Raw genomic sequence first — 18,444 nt, 5'->3', positions numbered from 1 at the left:
TGCGGTTTTTAGGCTCCCCTATAAGGGTCTATACGCCCCTCAAGAGGCTTGTAAAAACCGGTAACCGTGTTTATTTTCATATCACTATTTTAGTGAATCGTAGCGTGCAACTTGTTGCACGAAATCATGAATGCCCGAAAGAGTTAAATAACGTTCCGTGCGTAATTTGGTCGTGCATCAAGATGCACGCTACGCATGAAATCGTGAATTACACATCGAGGTTAATTATTCGTGCAACAAGTTGCACGCTACGAGGGGTTAAATAAAAAAATCTGCACCTTAATTCGTTGGAAGTGACTCCGACTTTTGGGGTGCAGATTGTAAATTACGCTTTTTTGTTTGTGTTATTTTTCCAAATGCTTAATTTTCTTGATCACGTTCGATGTGGAAAAACCATTTTCAAAATTCAGCACTTTCACCTCGCCACCGTTTGCCCAGACTTCTTGACTACCGGCAATGTCTTCCGGTCTATAATCGCCGCCTTTCACCAATAAATCAGGCAAGACTTCTCCAATTAAACGTTGGGGCGTATCTTCATCAAAGGCAACCAGCCAATCCACAGAAGAAAGACCGGCAAGCACTGCCATTCTCGACGCTAAAGGATTAATTGGTCGTTCTTCCCCTTTTAAGCGTTTTACCGATTCATCCGTATTCACAGCCACAATTAAACGGTCGCCTAGCTTACGGGCATTTTCTAAATAAGACACGTGACCAGGATGCAAAATATCAAAACACCCGTTTGTCATCACGATTTTTTCACCACGATCTTTTGCCAATTTAACGGCTTGTTTCAATTCAGCCTCGGTCATCACACCAAAACCGGTGGTAGTTCGCCCATGAATCGCATTTTCCAACTCGATAGTTGAAACGGTTGATGTGCCCAATTTACCCACCACAATACCGGCGGCCACATTGGATAAATAACAAGCCTCTTCAAAACTACGGCCATCCGCTAACGCGATTGCAAGCACACTGATCACCGTATCACCCGCCCCTGTCACATCAAAGACTTCTTTAGCCTCTGTCGGCAAATGAAATGCCGGTTGATTTGGACGCAATAAGGTCATGCCTTTTTCAGAACGAGTCACCAAAAGTGCGGTGAGATTGATGTCTGAAATGAGTTTCAGCCCCTTGTCGATAATCTCTTGTTCGGAATGACATTTCCCCACGACAGCTTCAAATTCCGACATATTCGGCGTAAGCAAGGTGGCTCCCCGATAACGTTCAAAATCAGTCCCTTTTGGATCGATCAATACCGGCACATTGGCATTGCGCGCAATTTGAATCATTTTTTGTACATCATTTAAGGTGCCTTTGCCGTAATCTGAAAGCACTAAAGCACCGTAATTTTTGACCGCACTTTCTAATTTTTGTAATAACGCTTCACTGGTTACATTTTGAAAATCTTCTTCAAAATCAAGACGTAAAAGCTGTTGATGACGGGATAAAATACGTAACTTGGTAATCGTTGGATGGGTGGATAATTGGACAAAGTTACAATCGATTTTTTGTTGTTGCAATAATGCCCTCAATGCTGCCCCAGCCTCATCCTGACCGGTCAAACCAAGTAACTGTACCGGCACATTTAATGACGCAATGTTCATCGCCACGTTTGCTGCACCGCCTGCACGCTCTTCATGTTTCTGAACGCGTACCACCGGCACCGGTGCTTCCGGCGAAATTCGATTGGTCGCACCAAACCAATAGCGATCCAACATCACATCGCCTAATACCAAAACTTTTGCCTGATTAAATTGTGCAGAATATTGAGCCATTTGATTTTCTCTTAACTGATTGAAATAAAAATTTCGCTAATATTACCACAGCAAAAATGCTATTTCCCCAAAATTCCGTTAAACTAAAAACCTATTGAAGTCACCCTGTAATCCTTATGGCAAAATCAGTTCTTCCAACGTTTAAAATTGAATTTCTCCACCCCAAACACTGGGGCTTTTGGCTCGCACTCGGCATTTTCCGCTTAATTCTACTTCTGCCCTACCCTATTTTATGCAAAATTGGCAATGGATTAGGTTGGCTCTTTGCTAAAACCGGTGTGGGCAAGCGACGCGCTAAGATCGCGAAACGCAATCTGGAACTTTGCTTTCCTGACTGGTCTGAACAACACATTCATCAGATTTTACAAGCCAACCTACGTGCCACCGGAATGGCGATTATTGAAACAGGTATGGCGTGGTTTTGGTCTGATCGTCGTATAAAAAAATGGTCTAAAATTGAAGGGCTTGGCTATTTAAAAGACAATTTGGCAGACGGTATCATTTTCGTCGGCGTGCATTTTTTAACGCTGGAACTAGGTGCTCGTATTGTCGGTATCCATCAACCGGGCATTGGCGTTTATCGCCCTAATGACAATCCATTATTTGATTGGCTTCAAACACAAGGGCGACTACGTTCCAATAAATCGATGCTGGATCGTAAAGATCTCCGTGGCATGATTAAGGCGATACGAAATGGCGATATTATTTGGTATGCACCGGACCACGACTATGGTAGAAAAAATGCCGTTTTCGTGCCGTTCTTTGCAGTTCCTCACGCTGCAACAACAACCGGCAGTTATTACTTATTAAAGTCTTCTCCAAACAGTAAAGTGATTCCTTTCGCACCGCTTAGAAACGCAGATAATTCCGGCTATACGGTCACCATCTCTCCGCCGGTGGATTTTTCTGATTTGCATGATGAAACTGAAATTGCAGCAAGAATGAATCAAGTGATTGAGAAAGAGATTATGAAGGGGGTTGAACAATATATGTGGTTACATCGTCGTTTTAAGACACAACCGAATGAAGAAAACCTCTATAGTGAATAAACTTTAACAATATTTCTCATAAAAAAAGTGCGGTTAAAATCCATTTTGTTTTTTAACCGCACTTTGTTTTATGTGTTGATTTATGTCTGTTCTAGTTAGCCATTAATGCCTTTGAACAATGCTTTGGCTTTCACTTGCTTACCTTCAGCTTCATTTTTCAGGTCTTCTTCAAGTTTAGAAAGCACTTCTTCACGATACCATTTCGGGTGGTGTTTTTTCGCCCAGCGAACAGTTACCCAACCCTCAACAATGCCACGAATGGAACCTTTCACCCAAAATGCCATATACATATGCACTAAGATACCGGTGAACAACATGAATGCACTCGCAGAGTGAAGAAGAATCGCAATTCTCAATACTGGGATAGAGAAATAATGCGAGAAATATTGACGCCACATAATAATGCCGGTCACAAGCAAGGTTACCATTGCCAAATTTAATGTCCAGAATAACATTTTTTGACCCAGGTTATACTTGCCGTTATCCGCAACAGCGTGCTCATTTCCCTTTAAGACTTCCAACATCCCTTTTGCCCAACGAATATCGTTCTTCTCCGGAATATTATGATCCCAGTAAAGATAGCCAAGATAAATAAAGGCAAAGAACATTAAGATACCGGTGAACGGGTGGATTGCCCGAGCTAATTGCGGTGTCCCTAAAATCTCAGTTAGCCACGCAAAGTCTGGGAAGAAAAATGCCACACCGGTGAACATCGTCATAAAGAAGCAGATAACAAGTAGCCAGTGACTTAAACGCGCAGGCGTTCTATGACGAATGATTCGAGTATCATTGCTAATCTCAATCTTACTCATCTTTGCCTCCTTTGTCTGCTTCTTCAAATTCATGGTGATGATCTTCCACATCTTCTTCTACGTTTGGACCCACCGTTAAGTAGTGACCAATTTCAGCCAAGGCTAAACCGCCCATGGCAACCGCAGCAACCGGTTTCAAGATATCTTTCCATAAAGTAATACTTGGGTCGATTTGCGGATCTTTCGGAAGACCAGAATACAATTCAGGTTTATCCGCATGATGTAACACATACATCACGTGTGTGCCACCCACGCCTTCCGGATCGTAAAGACCGGCATTTTCATAGCCACGCGCTTTAAGATCAGCGATGCGTTTTTCCGCATAGACTTTCATTTCTTCTTTAGAGCCGAAACGAATTGCACCGGTCGGACAGGTTTTCACACAAGCCGGTTCTTGTCCCACAGAAACACGGTCAACACAAAGGGTACATTTGTACACACGATTGTCTTCCGGATTCATACGTGGAATGTTGAACGGACAGCCTGCGATACAGTAACCACAACCAATACATTTATCAGATTGGAAATCCACAATACCGTTTGCATATTGGATAATTGCACCCGGTGCCGGACAGGCTTTTAAGCAGCCCGGCTCTTGGCAGTGCATACAGCCATCTTTACGAATTAACCATTCTAAACGATCGTTTTCTTCTACTTCGTTAAAGCGCATCACTGTCCATGCTTTTGCATTGAGATCTACCGGGTTATCGTAGATCCCCACACATTGTGCATTAACGTCAGAACGAATATCATTCCATTCTGAACAACCCACTTGACAAGCTTTACAACCAATACAGGTTGTTACGTCAATGAGTTTTGCCACTTCAACTTTATGATCACGCGCACGCGGTGCCGGCGTTAAACCGGACGTTGCGGAGATCTTAATAATATCTTGCGTTTGAACGCCTTGAGCAGTTCCTGCCATATTATGCCTCCGCCTTTTCGATATTTACCAAGAATGTTTTGTATTCCGGTGTTTGCGTGATTGCCTCACCCCAAGATGGTGTTAAGGTATTAGTAGAGAATCCACGGTTACCTTTACCATTTAAGGCTTTCATATTCCAGTGAATTGGAAGGCCTACATGGTGTACGGTACGTCCATCGATTTCTAAATCTTTCAAACGTTTCGTTACTACTGCAACAGCTTTAATATAGCCACGGCGAGAAGTAATTTTCACCATATCACCTTTTTGGATGCCTTTTTCTGCCGCCAATTTTTCACCGATTTCCACAAATTGTTGTGGTTGTGCAATGATATTTAACGCAGATTGTGCCGTCCAACTGTGGAAATGCTCGGTTAAACGATAAGTGGTTGCCACATATGGGAAATCTTTATTTGAGCCGATAAATTCACGGTCTTCTTTATAAATACGAACAGTCGGATCAGAGACCACTTTCGGGTGCAATGGGTTCGTATCAATCGGACTTTCGATCGGTTCATAATGCTCAGGCATTGGACCATTTGCAATTTTATCTACCGCAAATAAACGCCCTACACCTTCTGCGGACATAATAAATGGACCGGTGTCGGAACCTGGTGGTTGTGTGCCATAGTCGGCGACATCAAACCAGTTCCAGTTTTTACCATTCCATTTAATTAATTGACGGTGTTTATCCCAAGGATTACCGTTAATATCCAATGAAGCACGGTTATAAAGAACGCGGCGGTTTGCCGGCCATGCAAAGCCCCAGCCTAAAGTACAGCCTAAACCGGATGGGTCAGAGTTATCACGGTTTGCAGTTTGGTTACCTTTTTCTGTCCACTGACCGGTATATAACCAGTTACCCGCAGAGGTTGTACCGTCATCACGCAAGTGTGCAAAGCCACTGAGTAATTGACCTTTTTTGTACATTAAATTGCCGTTAGCATCATACAGATCTTCAAGTGCATAACCATTTAATTCTTTGGCTAATTCTTCCGCACTTGGTGAATGAGGAATACCATAATTCCATGTCATGGCTTCAAAAGATTCAATACCGCGACCGCCTTCTTTCTTATAGAGCTCGTGCATTTCTTCACGAATCATCGAAAGAATATCTGCATCTGGTAATGCTTCGCCCGGTTGGTCACAAGATTTCTCGTGCCATTGCGCCCAACGACCGGAGTTGACGATAGAACCGTCTTCTTCCGCGAAACAAGTGGTTGGCAAGCGGAACACTTCTGTTTGGATTTCAGCAGAATTCACGTTATTTGATTCGCCAAAGTTTTTCCAGAATTCAGAAGATTCAGTTTGAAGCGGATCCATCACGATTAAGTATTTTAATTTGCTCATACCGGCAACGGTTTTGTTTTTATTCGGTAATGAGTTTAATACGTTGAAACCTTGTAAGATCCAACCGTTTAACTTGCCATCATTCATTAACTTAACATTCGTGATAGGGTCGTATAAGCGGTCTGCTTTTGGCAAGAAATCGAAACCCCAACCGTTTTCTTTGGTGGCTTTATCACCATAGAACGTTTTCATCATACTCACGAAGAATTTCGAGGTATTACGATAATAGTTTACTTGGTTTGGTACGATATCTTTCGGTGTAATCGCATTGATATACTGCTCATAAGAGGTATCTTTGTCGTTTGGTAAACGCATATAACCCGGTAAAGACATAGGCAATAAGCCCATATCCGTTGTACCTTGTACGTTGGAGTGTCCACGTAATGCATTAATACCACCACCCGGCATACCCATATTACCTAGGAGCAATTGGATCATCGCCATAGAACGAATATTTTGCGTACCGATTGTGTGCTCGGTAAAGCCTAACGCATATAAGTGCGTCATGGTTTTATTCGGTGCAGAGGTTTTACCAATTTCTTCACAGATTTGTAAGAAGGTTTTTTGTTTCACACCGGTAATACGTTCAACCATTTCCGGCGTATAGCGAGAAACGTGATCTTTCAAGATATTAATCACACAGCGTGGATCTTGTAAGGTCATATCACGTTTAGCATGGCCATTTTCGTCGAATTGGTAGTTCCATTTAGATTTATCGTAAGCGTGTTTTTCTTCATCGAAACCCACAAATAAACCATCTTCAAATTTGAAACCTTCATCCACTAAGAAGGACGCATTGGTGTAGTGTTTAACGTATTCGTGTTGAATTTGATTGGTTTCCAATAAGTAACGGATCACACCCATTAAGAATGCAATATCAGAACCGGAACGAATTGGTGCATGAAAGTCAGCAACAGAAGCCGTACGGTTAAAGCGTGGATCAACCACGATGATTTTCGCACCGTTTTTCTTCGCTTCAATTGCCCAACGGAAGCCAACAGGGTGGGCTTCAGCAGGGTTACCCCCTTGAACAAGAATAAGATTGGCATTTTTGATGTCAACCCAGTTATTTGTCATGGCACCGCGACCAAATGATGGAGCAAGACTTGCTACCGTTGGTCCGTGTCAAGTATTCGCTTGGTTACACATCGGCACCATGCCCAACATCCGCACCCATTTATGAGTCAGTAGTGCGGCCTCGTTGCTCATGGCGGAGGCGGTCATAATCCCTGTGGTTGTCCAACGGTTAACCGTTTTGCCACTCGCATCTTTTTCAACGAAGTTGGCATCACGGTCATCTTTCATTAGACGGGCAATGCGTTTAATTGCATCTTGCCAAGAAATGCGTTCCCATTTATCGGAACCAGGTGCACGATATTCAGGGTATAACGCACGGCTTTCACTATTGATATAGTCTAATGCACCGGCACCCTTCGGACATAATGCCCCACGGCTGACCGGATGATCAGGGTCACCTTCGATATGGAACAATTTAGAGCGGGTATTGGTTGAGGTATGGCCGCTTAATGTATTAGATGGAATACCTGTACTATACATCAACATACCGCAGCTTACGGCACAATATGTACAGGTTTGACGCGATTCTTTCGCACGCAATAGTTTGTATTCGCGTGGTGCAGCTAAGGCTGTGGACGGTGCAAAACCTAACATCGCAACGGATGTTCCGGCCATACCGCCAGCACAGACCTTGAAGAATTTTCTTCTTGAGATCTGCATAAATACTCCCCACAATCAACAAAACTTGTTGTTGATCTTTGTTTAATGTTTAATAGTTATAAATCACATTTGAGTAGATAACTTAGTCATCGATTTTGTTAAAATAGTATTACAATTAAACGCCACCGAGACTAAACCTAACGTAACAAGAGATACGACCTATCTATTCGTTAGCGTGCGCTAGAATACCTATTTTTCAAACATAAATCTATAATCACTAATAATTAAAAGGACAAAAAAAATTGAGTTGGATCACAAAAAGAACAATTAATTTTATCAAAAATTTAACAAATTCGGCGACATCAGACAGTGACATCATCGTCACCGAAAGGCAGGACACCTTAGCGAAAGAAGTGCCTGTTGCTCTCGTGTATAACGACATCGCCCATACCGTCATGATGTGTTCACCACGAGATTTAGAGGATTTTGCCATGGGCTTTTCCCTCACAGAAGGCATTATCGACAAGCCGGCAGATATTTATGGCATTGATATCGAGGAAGTGTGTAACGGTATGGAAGCCAGAATTGAACTGGCGACCCGTTGCTTTGTGGCATTGAAAGATCACCGTCGCACCTTAACCGGACGCACCGGTTGTGGCATTTGCGGTGCAGAACAAATCCAACAGGTTTACAAAAACATCAAAAAATTAGACCGCACTTTAACGGTAAATGCCAACCAATTAGATGGGTGCTTGCAACAATTATATGAGGCTCAAGAACTTGGCAAGCAAACCGGCTCCACGCATGCGTCAGCATTTTTTTCCGTAGAAGGCAAACTACTCGCCATTCGGGAAGATGTCGGGCGCCATGTGGCATTGGATAAATTATTGGGATGGCACGCTAAAGCTGACAAGCCACAGGGGTTTATCGTTGTCACCAGCCGCGCCAGTTATGAAATGGTACAAAAAACCGTGTCATGTGGCATTGAAATGCTTGTTGCGATTTCTGCCGCAACGGACCTCGCTGTACAAATGGCGGAACAATATAATCTAACCCTTGTTGGGTTCGCCCGAGAAGGTAGAGCAACGATCTATAGTGGTAAAGAAAGATTACTGCCCCTTCTCTCCTCTGTTCGCGCATAAAATTTATCAAAAAAATCCCCCGCACTTTTCAGCTTGGGGGATGTTTGTTTTTGACCAAATTATGAATTCACGAATTTTTCGCCTAATTCAATATCTGCACGCAATGTCGGCAACATCGCGTCTAACGCTTGTTGTTCAAACGCACTGAGTTTACCAATTGGCAGAATTTCTTCTACGCCTTCTTTACCGAAACGAACCGGTTGAGCAAAGAAGCGAGCATATTTACCATCGCCTTCGACATAGCTACATTCAACCACTGTTTCGCCTTGTAATCCGCGTACTACCGCATTGGCAAAACGTGCCGCCGCTTGAGCCATGGATAAGGTTGCAGAACCGCCACCGGCTTTAGCATTCACCACTTCAGTACCGGCGTTTTGAATACGTTTGGTTAATGGCTCAATTTCTTCCTCTTTCCATTCAGCGTATGGCACTTGAGATAATAAAGGAAGGATGGTTACGCCGGAGTGTCCACCAATCACCGGTACGGTTGTACGATAAACATTTAAGCCTTTCAATTCGGCAACAAAGGTTTCAGAACGAAGAACATCAAGTGTGGTAACACCGAATAATTTACGTTTGTCATAAACACCGGCTTTTTTCAAGACTTCCGCGGCAATCGCAACAGTCGTATTTACCGGGTTGGTAATGATCCCAATGCACGCTTTTGGACAAGTAACAGCGACTTTCTCAATTAAGTTGCGTACGATGCCTGCGTTAATGTTGAATAGATCCGAGCGATCCATGCCCGGTTTACGTGCTACGCCGGCAGAAATGAGCACGACATCCGCGCCTTTTAATGCTGGTGTCGGATCTTCACCGGCAAAACCTTCCACTTTAACCGCGGTCGGAATGTGGCTGACATCCACAGCAACGCCCGGGGTGACCGGTGCAATATCATAAAGTGATAGCTCGGAACCTGCCGGCAACTGTAATTTCAGCAATAATGCTAATGCTTGACCGATACCGCCTGCGGCACCTAAAACGGCAACTTTCATTTCATTCTCCTCATGTCGTAAGAAATGGATAGTTAAAAATTTGTAAAAATTGTACGCTCCCCTATTTTTAAATTCAAACGGGCAAATGCAAATCTGTGAGCAAATTCAAATTTTTTCTGCGAATACAAAAAGGAAAACCGCTTAATAACGTTTTTGCTGACTCCGCACATCCTGTTCCCGCAACCAGTCCAACTTCTCCTTAATCTTAATTTCCATCCCTCTTGTCGTCGGAAAATAAAATTGCGTGTCTTTAAGTTCTGGCGGGAAGTAATTTTCACCGGCAGCGTAGGCGTTGGGTTCATCGTGGGCATAGCGATATTCAGCACCGAAACCGAGGTCTTTCATGAGATTGGTTGGCGCGTTTCGTAGGTGTTCCGGCACATCAAAATCAGCCGATTCAGTCGCCAATTTTTTCGCAGCTTTGAAGGCGAGGTAAACCGCATTACTTTTTGGTGCAACGGCTAAATACACGATGGCTTGTGCAATAGCACGTTCACCTTCAGCAGCACCAACGCGGGTAAAACAATCCCAAGCGGCAAGGGCGACTTGCATTGCGCGCGGGTCAGCATTGCCCACATCTTCTGAGGCAATTGCTAATAAACGGCGTGCCACATAAAGGGGATCACCACCGGCAGTGATAATGCGAGCATACCAATAGAGTGCCGCATCCGGTGCGGATCCGCGAATGGATTTATGTAGCGCAGAAATGAAATCGTAGAATCGGTCGCCTTGTTTGTCGAAGCGCGCTTGGCGTTCACCTAAGACTTCCGTGAGTAAAGTGCGGTCTAAAATTTTGCCGTTTTTCGATTCGCCCGCCATGTCCACCATCATTTCCAAACAGTTCAATGCAAGGCGTGCATCGCCGTTGACGTATTCTGCCAAAAGCGACAACAAATTCGCCTGCAAATCTAACCGCACTTTGCCCAAGCCGTTTTCCGGATCATCAATGGCTTGTTGCAACACGCGCTCAATTTCCTGCGTGGAAAGGGGTTTTAGAATATAAACCCGTGCGCGGGAAAGCAGTGCGTTATTTAATTCAAAGGAAGGATTTTCGGTGGTGGCGCCGATAAAAATAATGGTGCCGTCTTCGATATGCGGCAGAAACGCGTCTTGCTGGCTTTTGTTGAAACGATGAACTTCATCCACAAACAAAATGGTGCGCAAACCCGCCAATTTATTTTGTTTCGCTTTTTCGATAGCTTCGCGAATTTCTTTAATGCCGCTAGTGACGGCGGAAATACGCTCCACTTCCGCCTGAATGCGTTGCGCGATAATTTCCGCCAACGTGGTCTTGCCGGTGCCTGGCGGCCCCCAGAAAATCATGGAATGAACATAGCCCGCCTCAATCGCTTTACGCAACGGTTTACCTTCGCCCAACAAATGAGACTGGCCGCAATATTGCGCCAAAGTAGTTGGGCGCATTCTGGCGGCTAAAGGGCGAAAGTCATTTTCGTTGAAATCAAAGCTAAAATTAGACATGGTTCAATTCGCTTATTTTTTGCGTTGGTCGTCCAATTCTATGCCCTTTGGAACGGTGAATTTAAACAAACTGCCATCTAAATTTTGGTTGGTAATATTGCGCAAGATATATTGATTAGACTGTCCATCTTTCTCAATAGTACTAAAACCTTTTAATACGCCATTTGGATCGATACGAATATCAAATTGCTTAATATTGCTGTTTTTGGCTTTCGGTTTTAACACGAACCTGTCATCTTTTTGTTCCACCGTATATTGCGCCCAATGGCTTTTGTCATTACTGGTGAGCAACACGAACGGCGTATTATTTACCGCATCTTTTACCCAATTGGCCGTCACTTGTTCCACAAACGGGTCATAAAACCAAAGAGTTTTCCCATCGGCAATAATTTGGGTTTCTTGCGGCGATTTGGTGTCCATGCGGAACAAATTCGGACGTTTGATTCGTAATTTTCCATTACCTTGTTGTACGTTGCTACCGTTTGCCGACATCACCGTTTGGGCAAAATCCGCACTCAATACACTCACTTTATTTAAGCGATTTTGTAACTCAATATCGGCATTTGCCCACGCCATAGAGGCCATCGCAAAAAGAGAAAGTGCGGTGAGTTTTGGGCGTATTTTTTTCATAACATAATTCCTTTTTAACACAAGCGTCAGGAAGACGGAATTACCGCCAACGCGGTTTTACATGTGGCGCATTATAGCTAGATCACCTGACGAAATGCAAAATCAGCAATGCATTTCTTGTGCGTTCACACAGATTCAGATTGACATAAAATAAAAAGTGCGGTCAAAAAACACCATGAATTTTAACCGCACTTTGACGTTCTCAAATACGCGATTGAGCTTAGTCTAAACGTTTGAACATTTTTAACCAATCTGCTTTAAATTCACGGCGCATATTATTGATCGCATCGATAATATCGTGGTGAACCAGCTGTTCATTTTGAATCCCAACGCAATAACCGCCTTTACCTTGCAGCAACAAATCAATCGCATAAACGCCCATGCGGGAGCCGAGAATGCGGTCGAAAGCACAAGGCGAACCGCCACGTTGGATATGGCCTAAAATGGTGGCGCGGGTTTCATGGTGAACGCGTGCTTCAATTTCTTTTGCTAACTCATTCACATCACAAATTAACTCGGTAATCGCAATAATCGCATGGCGTTTACCTTTAATGATACTGCGTTCAATTTGGCGAATCAGTTCTTCACGGTTAAATTCCACTTCGGAAGCCACGATATATTCACAACCGCCGGCAATCCCTGCGGAGATCGTCAAGTCGCTACAGTGGCGCCCCATGATTTCTACGATGGAAATACGTTGGTGGGAACTGGAGGTATCGCGTAAACGGTCGATCGCTTCAACCGCCGTTTGTAAGGCAGTTTGGTAGCCGATGGTATAGTCGGTGCCGGCAACGTCGTTATCGATTGTCCCCGGAATCCCAACGCATGGGAAACCGTGTTCTTCGGTCAGCAGTTTTGCGCCCATATAAGAACCGTCCCCACCGATCACGACTAATGCGTCAATCCCATGAGAACGTAAAATATCGGCACATTTGGAGCGGACCTCAGGATTTTTAAATTCCGGAAAGCGGGCAGAACCTAAACAGGTACCACCGCGGTTGATAATGTCAGATACGCTATAACGGGTTAATTGCTTAATATTGTTATGGTATAAGCCATAATAGCCGTCATAGATACCATAAACTTCTAACCCCTCATTCAAGCCGGCACGAACCACCGCGCGAATTGCTGCGTTCATACCTGGTGCGTCTCCACCGCTTGTTAGTAGTGCAATTTTTTTGATCATGCGTTATTCCTATTAAAATATAAAAGAATGAATGTTAAAAACTGTATAAATTATATCACTTTTTTATCTAACTGCATTTCCTGTTGCACAACAAATGTGGGTTCCGGATGAATCACAATATCACTGCGCGGAAATGCCTTACATAGGCAACGTTCCAAATGTTCGGTGATATCATGGGCTTCAATAAAAGACAGTTCATCGGCTAATTCTAAGTGAAATTGAATAAAACGAATGGCACCGGAACGACGGGTTCGTAGCGCATGGAAACCGAGCATTCTTGAATCTTGAGCAATTTCTTGATTAAGTACGGCGTGAATTTGTTCAATTTCCTCCGGCGGTAACATTTGATCAAGCAACAACTGTGTTGAACTAAACAGCATTTTGGCTGCATTTAATAAAATATAAAGGGAGATTAAAATCGCAAAAACTGCATCTGCCCATAAAATACCGTGCACACTTAAGCCTAAGGAAATCAAAATGGCAAAGTTCATCAGCAAATCTGTTTGATAATGCAACCGATCCGCTTTAATTGCCGGGCTATCTGTTTGTTCAATTACGCGTCCTTGATACCACACTAATAATAGTGTCGCAAAAATGGAAAATACGGTGACCAACATACCCAGTATTGTATTGTTCAAGGTTTGCGGGGAATTAAAACGATGAATGCCTTGTAATAACAAGAAAATCGCCGAACCGGAAATAAACGCACTTTGCACCAAAGAAGCCAGGGATTCCGCCTTACCGTGCCCAAAAGAGTGATTATGATCCGCAGGCATTAAAGCGAAACGCAAAATCAGCATGTTCATGAACGAAGCCAATAAATCCAACATGGAATCGGTAATCGAGGCTAACATACTCACCGAACCGGTTTGCCACCAAGCGATGCCTTTCGCAATAATCAAAATCAACGCCGTGATAATGGCAAAATTGGCCGCTTTTTTGACTTGCGCGGAATATTCTACAGCAGACATTAAGCTTTACACGATAACAGCCAATCGGCTTTCATTAACTGTTTCATTTCTTTTTCCACCACGTATTTTTTCAGGTGGTTAATAACTCGTTTTCCGTTCATATTCATCATCTTATGATTTTTAGGAATCTTTAATGAATATTGATATTGCACAAAGCCACAAAACGGCAGCTCTTTACCTTTCGCCACATCAATTTGCCAATCTTTATTTTCTACAGAAGGCTCATAAATCACATAAGCATAAAGCGTATTATCCTGAGCATAGAGGTGGAAATTTTTTATCCCGGTGTTGGTATAAATCCGTTTACGCCAGTCAATACGTTCCTGTAAAGTGCGTTTTTGTTTATTACGATCTAACAAAATTTCCACCGCACTTTGCCAATGCTGTGCGCTTTCGTTAGGTAAGACATAAAAATAACGAACGACCGACTCCAGATCCTGTTTCGTGGCTAAGTGATAGGTTTTCTTGTTGTGCTCTACCGTTTCAGGCGCATTAAGTTGCGGTGGGCTGACACAGGCCGATAAAAAAAGTGCGGTTAAAATAACAAGTATTTTTTTCATCATGTTTATTCCGCCAAATCCCGTTTAAAGACAAATTCCGTTTTGGTGGATGAGGCGCTGTCAAACCAGTAGCCGCCAAAGTCAAATTCTTTGAGTTGTTCTACCTCGCTAATGCGATGTTGAATGAGGTAACGACACATTAAGCCGCGTGCCTTTTTAGCATAGAAGCTAATCACTTTATACTTCCCATTTTTGTTATCTAAGAAGATCGGTTTGATAATCTGCGCTTTTAATTGTTGCTCTTGCACCGATTTGTAATATTCATCAGAGGCTAAATTAATTAAAACGCCACCTTGTTCATCAATTGCTTGTTGTAACACCGGAGTGATGACGCCCTGCCAGAACGCATATAAATCCTTGCCTTTCGGGTTAGCGAGTTTTGTCCCCATTTCCAAACGGTATGGCTGGATTAAATCTAATGGCGTTAATAAACCATATAAACCGGATAAAATACGCAAGTGTTGCTGGGCAAATAACACGTCTTCTTCGTTGAGGGATTCAATCTCTAATCCGGTGTAAACATCGCCTTTAAACGCATAAACCGCGGCTTTGGCATTGTTTTCGTTATGGTTTTGTTGCCATTCGGCAAAACGGGCGGCGTTAAGTCCCGCGAGTTTATCGCTGATTGACATTAATGAGCCGATGTCTGCCGGTGTCAGCTCACGGCAAATATCAATCAGTTGCTGGCTTTGTGTTAAAAAGTGCGGTTGAAAATGCGGGAGTTTTTTAGGGACTGCGCTTTCAAAATCTAATGTCTTCGCAGGTGAAATAATGGCTAACATAAACAATCCTGTAATGGTTCTGATAACAACGCTAAAGCGCGCTTAATTGCCAATTAATCGGGGCAATACCCTGTTGTTGTAAATAGGCGTTGGTTTTCGAAAAATGGCGGCAGCCGAAAAAGCCACGATGGGCAGATAGCGGCGACGGATGCACGCTGGTTAAAACACAGTGCTTGTGGCGATCAATGAATTGCCCTTTTTTCTGTGCCGGGCTACCCCATAATAGAAAGACCAGATTTTCGCGATGTTGATTCAAGGCTTCAATCACTTTATCGGTGAAAATTTCCCACCCCCAATTGGCGTGGGAATGGGCTAAACCCTGCTCTACGGTTAAAACCGAGTTAAGCAATAACACGCCTTGCTGTGCCCATTCCACTAAATAACCGTGATTCGGCACCTGAAAGCCTTCAATGTCATCGGACAATTCTTTATACATATTTAACAAGGACGGTGGCGGTTTGATACCGGGTTTAACGGAGAAAGACAAGCCATGCGCCTGATTTGGCCCGTGGTAAGGATCTTGCCCTAAAATCACCACTTTGACTTGATCAAATTCGGTTAACTTGAACGCGTTAAACACATCATGCGCCGGCGGATAAATGATTTTACCGGCCTCCCGTTCTGCGTGAACTCGCTGCAAAACGTGCTGGAAATAAGGCTGTTGTTTTTCTTGTCCAATCACATCTGTCCAAGTTTTCATCATGGCGTCCCAATCAATTTTGAATGACGGAAATTATAAAGAACCTAAGGCAAAATTCATAGCCATAAGTTGCCTTTCTTAGTTTCTAAGATGTAAGAAAAATATCTCAATTCTGTGAAATGTTAGAGAAAAATGACGCAATATTCTTGATTAAAATCAAATACCTCAAAATAATTAAAAAAAGACTTTGGTTCTACATCAAATTTATTTGAAAACTTCAAAAGTTTTGATAGAATCCGCTCAGTTCAATTAATATACAGAAAAGCCAAACTTAGGAGGCATTTTATGATTAAAGGTATCCAAATTACCCACGCTGCTAACGACAATCTTTTAAACTCTTTCTGGTTGTTAGATAGCGAAAAAGGTGAAGCCCGTTGTTTATGTGCAAAAGGTGATTACGCGGAAGATCAAATCGTTGCCGTAAGCGAATTAGGTCAAATCGAATACCGTGAATTACCGGTAAATGTTGCACCAACTGTGAAAGTAGAAGGCGGTCAACACTTAAACGTGAACGTATTACGCCGTGAAACATTAGAAGATGCGGTAAAACACCCTGAAAAATATCCGCAATTAACTATCCGTGTTTCCGGTTATGCCGTGCGTTTCAACTCGTTAACCCCTGAACAACAACGCGATGTTATTACCCGTACTTTCACTGAAAGTTTGTAATTTCATGTTGAATAAAAAGAACCCCCGATAAATTCGGGGGTTTTGCTTTTTTCCCCCATGTTTTCCGATCATTCAATATGACCACTTGGGCAGTAAAAATAAACGGAAAGTATAGGGTGCAGTCGGAAACGAAACTTACGTTTAATCCGTGGGTAATAAATTACCCATGGTTAGGCATAGTTGCTCACTTTTGGGGAACTTGCAGTTTGTAAAATAATTATGAATATGAAACCTTATGTTTAAGAAAAAATCAATAGAGTTAAACCATGATGCATTTTCTATTCCTGAAGATGATCTATTAGTTACTGGCTCACTTGTTGGCTAGTATGCCATAGTTATGCCGCCCCCACACAAACCAAAGACGCAAAACAGGTGTGAACGTGTTAAAGTAAAAAATGTTGTTTTTTTCCACCGCTCTTTTTAACCCTTGAATTTACAATCCAAGTGCAACAAACGAATGAAACCCGCCCCAATTTGGTCATTGTGAACGTGAAGCCGTCGGAAAATGAGAAATTTAAAGCCATGGTGTTGCCGGAAATGACGTAATCCCTGAAAGTGGAGCCGGGTGTGCCGGCGATGTATGTCGCTACGGTGAAAGAACAATCGAATCGTTGGGTGTTCTTTGAAATCTACGCCAACGATGAGACTTATACGGCACACCGATGAGATGTTGCAGGATAAGCAAAGTATCGAAATCCGTCCGACCTATTTGGACTACAAAGGCAGCTTGGTTTTTAATGTAAGTGGCAGATAAGCTTGCACAAACGTAAAAAGTGCGGTCGAAATTCATGGTGTTTTTCGACCGCACTTTATGTTATTTCAAGAAGGAGAAGGGCGATTAAGCGACGGCTTTTAACAACTCCTCGGCAGCTAAAATGCCTAAATTGTTAGACGCAAGTGGGCTGTCGCCGGTGAGCACGTTGCGGTCTTTGTTCACTTGACCTGTAATGCCTTCGTTCAATACTTTCACGCCTAAAGATTCTAAGCGTTCCGCTAATAACCATTGTAATTTGCCCGGAATGTAGCCAATATCCACGTTCGCACCTTCGTCTAACGCATCTGGGAATACGCAGATTTCATAGCCGTTGAATGGGAAATCTTCCGGTTTTTCGCCTATGCTTGCTGCTAAAAATGCTGCAGGTCCGTGACATAAGCTGATGATATATTTATCATTTGCAAACGCCCAATTTAACACCGCCTTCATATCGGTGCTGAATGGAAGACCGTGTAATGCTGCGTGACCACCCGGGATCAACACACCTAAATATGGAGAATCTTCCGCTGTGACTTCCGCCAAAATATCCGCTAATTTGTGTGGATTTTTGAATTTCGGCAAGTAGGTTTCGTATAAGCCCATCACCGCTTCATCTTCGGTTGGCATCGCCCACATTTCAAATTTTACCGAGTTACCTGAAAGGGTTGCCACTTCAATTTCAAAACCAGCGTGGTGAATATGCAACATTGGCAACATCGTTTCCACAGGGTGGTTACCCGTTGAAAATAATTTGCCGTTTTTCATTTCTAAATAGCGTTCGTCAGAAGCCACCATTAAAATTTTGTGTTTGCCACCTGTGTAAGGTTTGTCGAATTTAAAACCGTCGAAATCCGTTTTTTTCGCCACATATTGGCTTAATGAGTATTCTGATGGGAAAAATGCGTTATGTTCTGCACGGTCTGCTACTGGGCTTTTTAAATCTGCCATTTTTTCTCCTAATGTTAAAAGAATGTTTAAAAAAGATTGTTT

The 18,444-nt window shown here is 43.0% G+C and carries 16 protein-coding genes; 3 read left to right on the top strand and 13 right to left on the bottom strand.

Translation table 11 applies throughout. The features are described from left to right. Positions 1-344: 344 nt before the first annotated feature. Positions 345-1,775: a bifunctional D-glycero-beta-D-manno-heptose-7-phosphate kinase/D-glycero-beta-D-manno-heptose 1-phosphate adenylyltransferase HldE gene (gene hldE / locus HMPREF9065_RS03235; protein WP_021616430.1), complete on the bottom strand. Its 1,431-nt coding sequence runs from the start codon at positions 1,773-1,775 to the stop codon at positions 345-347. A 116-nt stretch (positions 1,776-1,891) separates the two neighbouring features. Here hldE and HMPREF9065_RS03240 point away from each other — a divergent pair, with 116 nt between their 5' ends. Next, on the top strand, positions 1,892-2,824 hold the full coding sequence (locus HMPREF9065_RS03240; RefSeq protein ID WP_021616429.1) for a Kdo(2)-lipid IV(A) acyltransferase: 933 nt from the start codon (positions 1,892-1,894) through the stop codon (positions 2,822-2,824). 95 nt (positions 2,825-2,919) lie between these two features. Here HMPREF9065_RS03240 and HMPREF9065_RS03245 read toward each other — a convergent pair whose 3' ends face one another. Genes HMPREF9065_RS03245 through fdnG form a run of 3 tightly spaced genes read right to left on the bottom strand, consistent with a single transcriptional unit; the run spans position 2,920 to position 7,646 of the window. Then, positions 2,920-3,636, bottom strand: a complete 717-nt coding sequence (locus HMPREF9065_RS03245; RefSeq protein ID WP_033002614.1) for a formate dehydrogenase subunit gamma — start codon at positions 3,634-3,636, stop codon at positions 2,920-2,922. Next, positions 3,629-4,561 carry a formate dehydrogenase subunit beta gene (fdxH, locus tag HMPREF9065_RS03250; protein WP_021616427.1) on the bottom strand — a complete coding sequence of 311 codons (933 nt, stop codon included), beginning with the start codon at positions 4,559-4,561 and terminating at the stop codon, positions 3,629-3,631. Before fdxH ends, HMPREF9065_RS03245 begins: the two co-directional genes overlap by 8 nt. 1 nt (position 4,562) lies before the next feature. After that, entirely contained in the window at positions 4,563-7,646 is a 3,084-nt protein-coding gene (fdnG, locus tag HMPREF9065_RS03255; protein ID WP_156901104.1) for a formate dehydrogenase-N subunit alpha, read from the bottom strand. A 242-nt stretch (positions 7,647-7,888) separates the two neighbouring features. On the opposite strand from fdnG, the gene fdhD reads away from it, so the two are divergent. Further along, the gene (gene fdhD / locus HMPREF9065_RS03265) at positions 7,889-8,728 is read left to right on the top strand and encodes a formate dehydrogenase accessory sulfurtransferase FdhD (RefSeq protein ID WP_021616424.1); all 840 of its coding nucleotides are present in this window, start codon (positions 7,889-7,891) and stop codon (positions 8,726-8,728) included. A 59-nt stretch (positions 8,729-8,787) separates the two neighbouring features. Here the strand turns inward: fdhD and mdh are convergent, their stop codons facing one another. The 8 genes from mdh to ung all read right to left on the bottom strand — a co-directional run bounded on the left by mdh (position 8,788) and on the right by ung (position 16,031). Continuing rightward, positions 8,788-9,723 carry a malate dehydrogenase gene (mdh, locus tag HMPREF9065_RS03270; RefSeq protein WP_021616423.1) on the bottom strand — a complete coding sequence of 312 codons (936 nt, stop codon included), beginning with the start codon at positions 9,721-9,723 and terminating at the stop codon, positions 8,788-8,790. A gap of 141 nt (positions 9,724-9,864) precedes the next feature. Then, positions 9,865-11,202, bottom strand: a complete 1,338-nt coding sequence (locus HMPREF9065_RS03275) for a replication-associated recombination protein A (RefSeq protein WP_021616421.1) — start codon at positions 11,200-11,202, stop codon at positions 9,865-9,867. 12 nt (positions 11,203-11,214) lie between these two features. Continuing rightward, entirely contained in the window at positions 11,215-11,832 is a 618-nt protein-coding gene (gene lolA, locus HMPREF9065_RS03280; protein ID WP_021616420.1) for an outer membrane lipoprotein chaperone LolA, read from the bottom strand. Positions 11,833-12,052: 220 nt separating this feature from the next. Beyond that, a complete protein-coding gene (gene pfkA / locus HMPREF9065_RS03285; protein ID WP_021616419.1) occupies positions 12,053-13,018 on the bottom strand; it encodes a 6-phosphofructokinase in 966 nt (321 codons plus the stop codon). Positions 13,019-13,068: 50 nt separating this feature from the next. After that, positions 13,069-13,989, bottom strand: coding sequence for a cation diffusion facilitator family transporter (locus HMPREF9065_RS03290; protein WP_021616418.1), 921 nt, complete (start codon positions 13,987-13,989; stop codon positions 13,069-13,071). After that, positions 13,989-14,549 carry a hypothetical protein gene (locus HMPREF9065_RS03295; protein WP_033002630.1) on the bottom strand — a complete coding sequence of 187 codons (561 nt, stop codon included), beginning with the start codon at positions 14,547-14,549 and terminating at the stop codon, positions 13,989-13,991. Before HMPREF9065_RS03295 ends, HMPREF9065_RS03290 begins: the two co-directional genes overlap by 1 nt. Before the next feature lie 5 nt (positions 14,550-14,554). Beyond that, entirely contained in the window at positions 14,555-15,331 is a 777-nt protein-coding gene (yaaA, locus tag HMPREF9065_RS03300) for a peroxide stress protein YaaA (protein ID WP_021616416.1), read from the bottom strand. Positions 15,332-15,362: 31 nt separating this feature from the next. After that, the gene (gene ung / locus HMPREF9065_RS03305; RefSeq protein WP_033002613.1) at positions 15,363-16,031 is read right to left on the bottom strand and encodes a uracil-DNA glycosylase; all 669 of its coding nucleotides are present in this window, start codon (positions 16,029-16,031) and stop codon (positions 15,363-15,365) included. A 285-nt stretch (positions 16,032-16,316) separates the two neighbouring features. On the opposite strand from ung, the gene grcA reads away from it, so the two are divergent. Beyond that, positions 16,317-16,700: an autonomous glycyl radical cofactor GrcA gene (grcA, locus tag HMPREF9065_RS03310; protein WP_021616414.1), complete on the top strand. Its 384-nt coding sequence runs from the start codon at positions 16,317-16,319 to the stop codon at positions 16,698-16,700. A gap of 838 nt (positions 16,701-17,538) precedes the next feature. On the opposite strand, the gene hchA is transcribed toward grcA, so the two are convergent. After that, the gene (gene hchA, locus HMPREF9065_RS03315; protein WP_021616413.1) at positions 17,539-18,402 is read right to left on the bottom strand and encodes a glyoxalase III HchA; all 864 of its coding nucleotides are present in this window, start codon (positions 18,400-18,402) and stop codon (positions 17,539-17,541) included. Between the last annotated feature and the right edge of the window lie 42 nt (positions 18,403-18,444).

The sequence above is a fragment of the Aggregatibacter sp. oral taxon 458 str. W10330 genome, from assembly GCF_000466335.1.
Lineage (GTDB): Bacteria > Pseudomonadota > Gammaproteobacteria > Enterobacterales > Pasteurellaceae > Aggregatibacter.
This window is presented reverse-complemented; position numbering and strand designations above follow the sequence as displayed.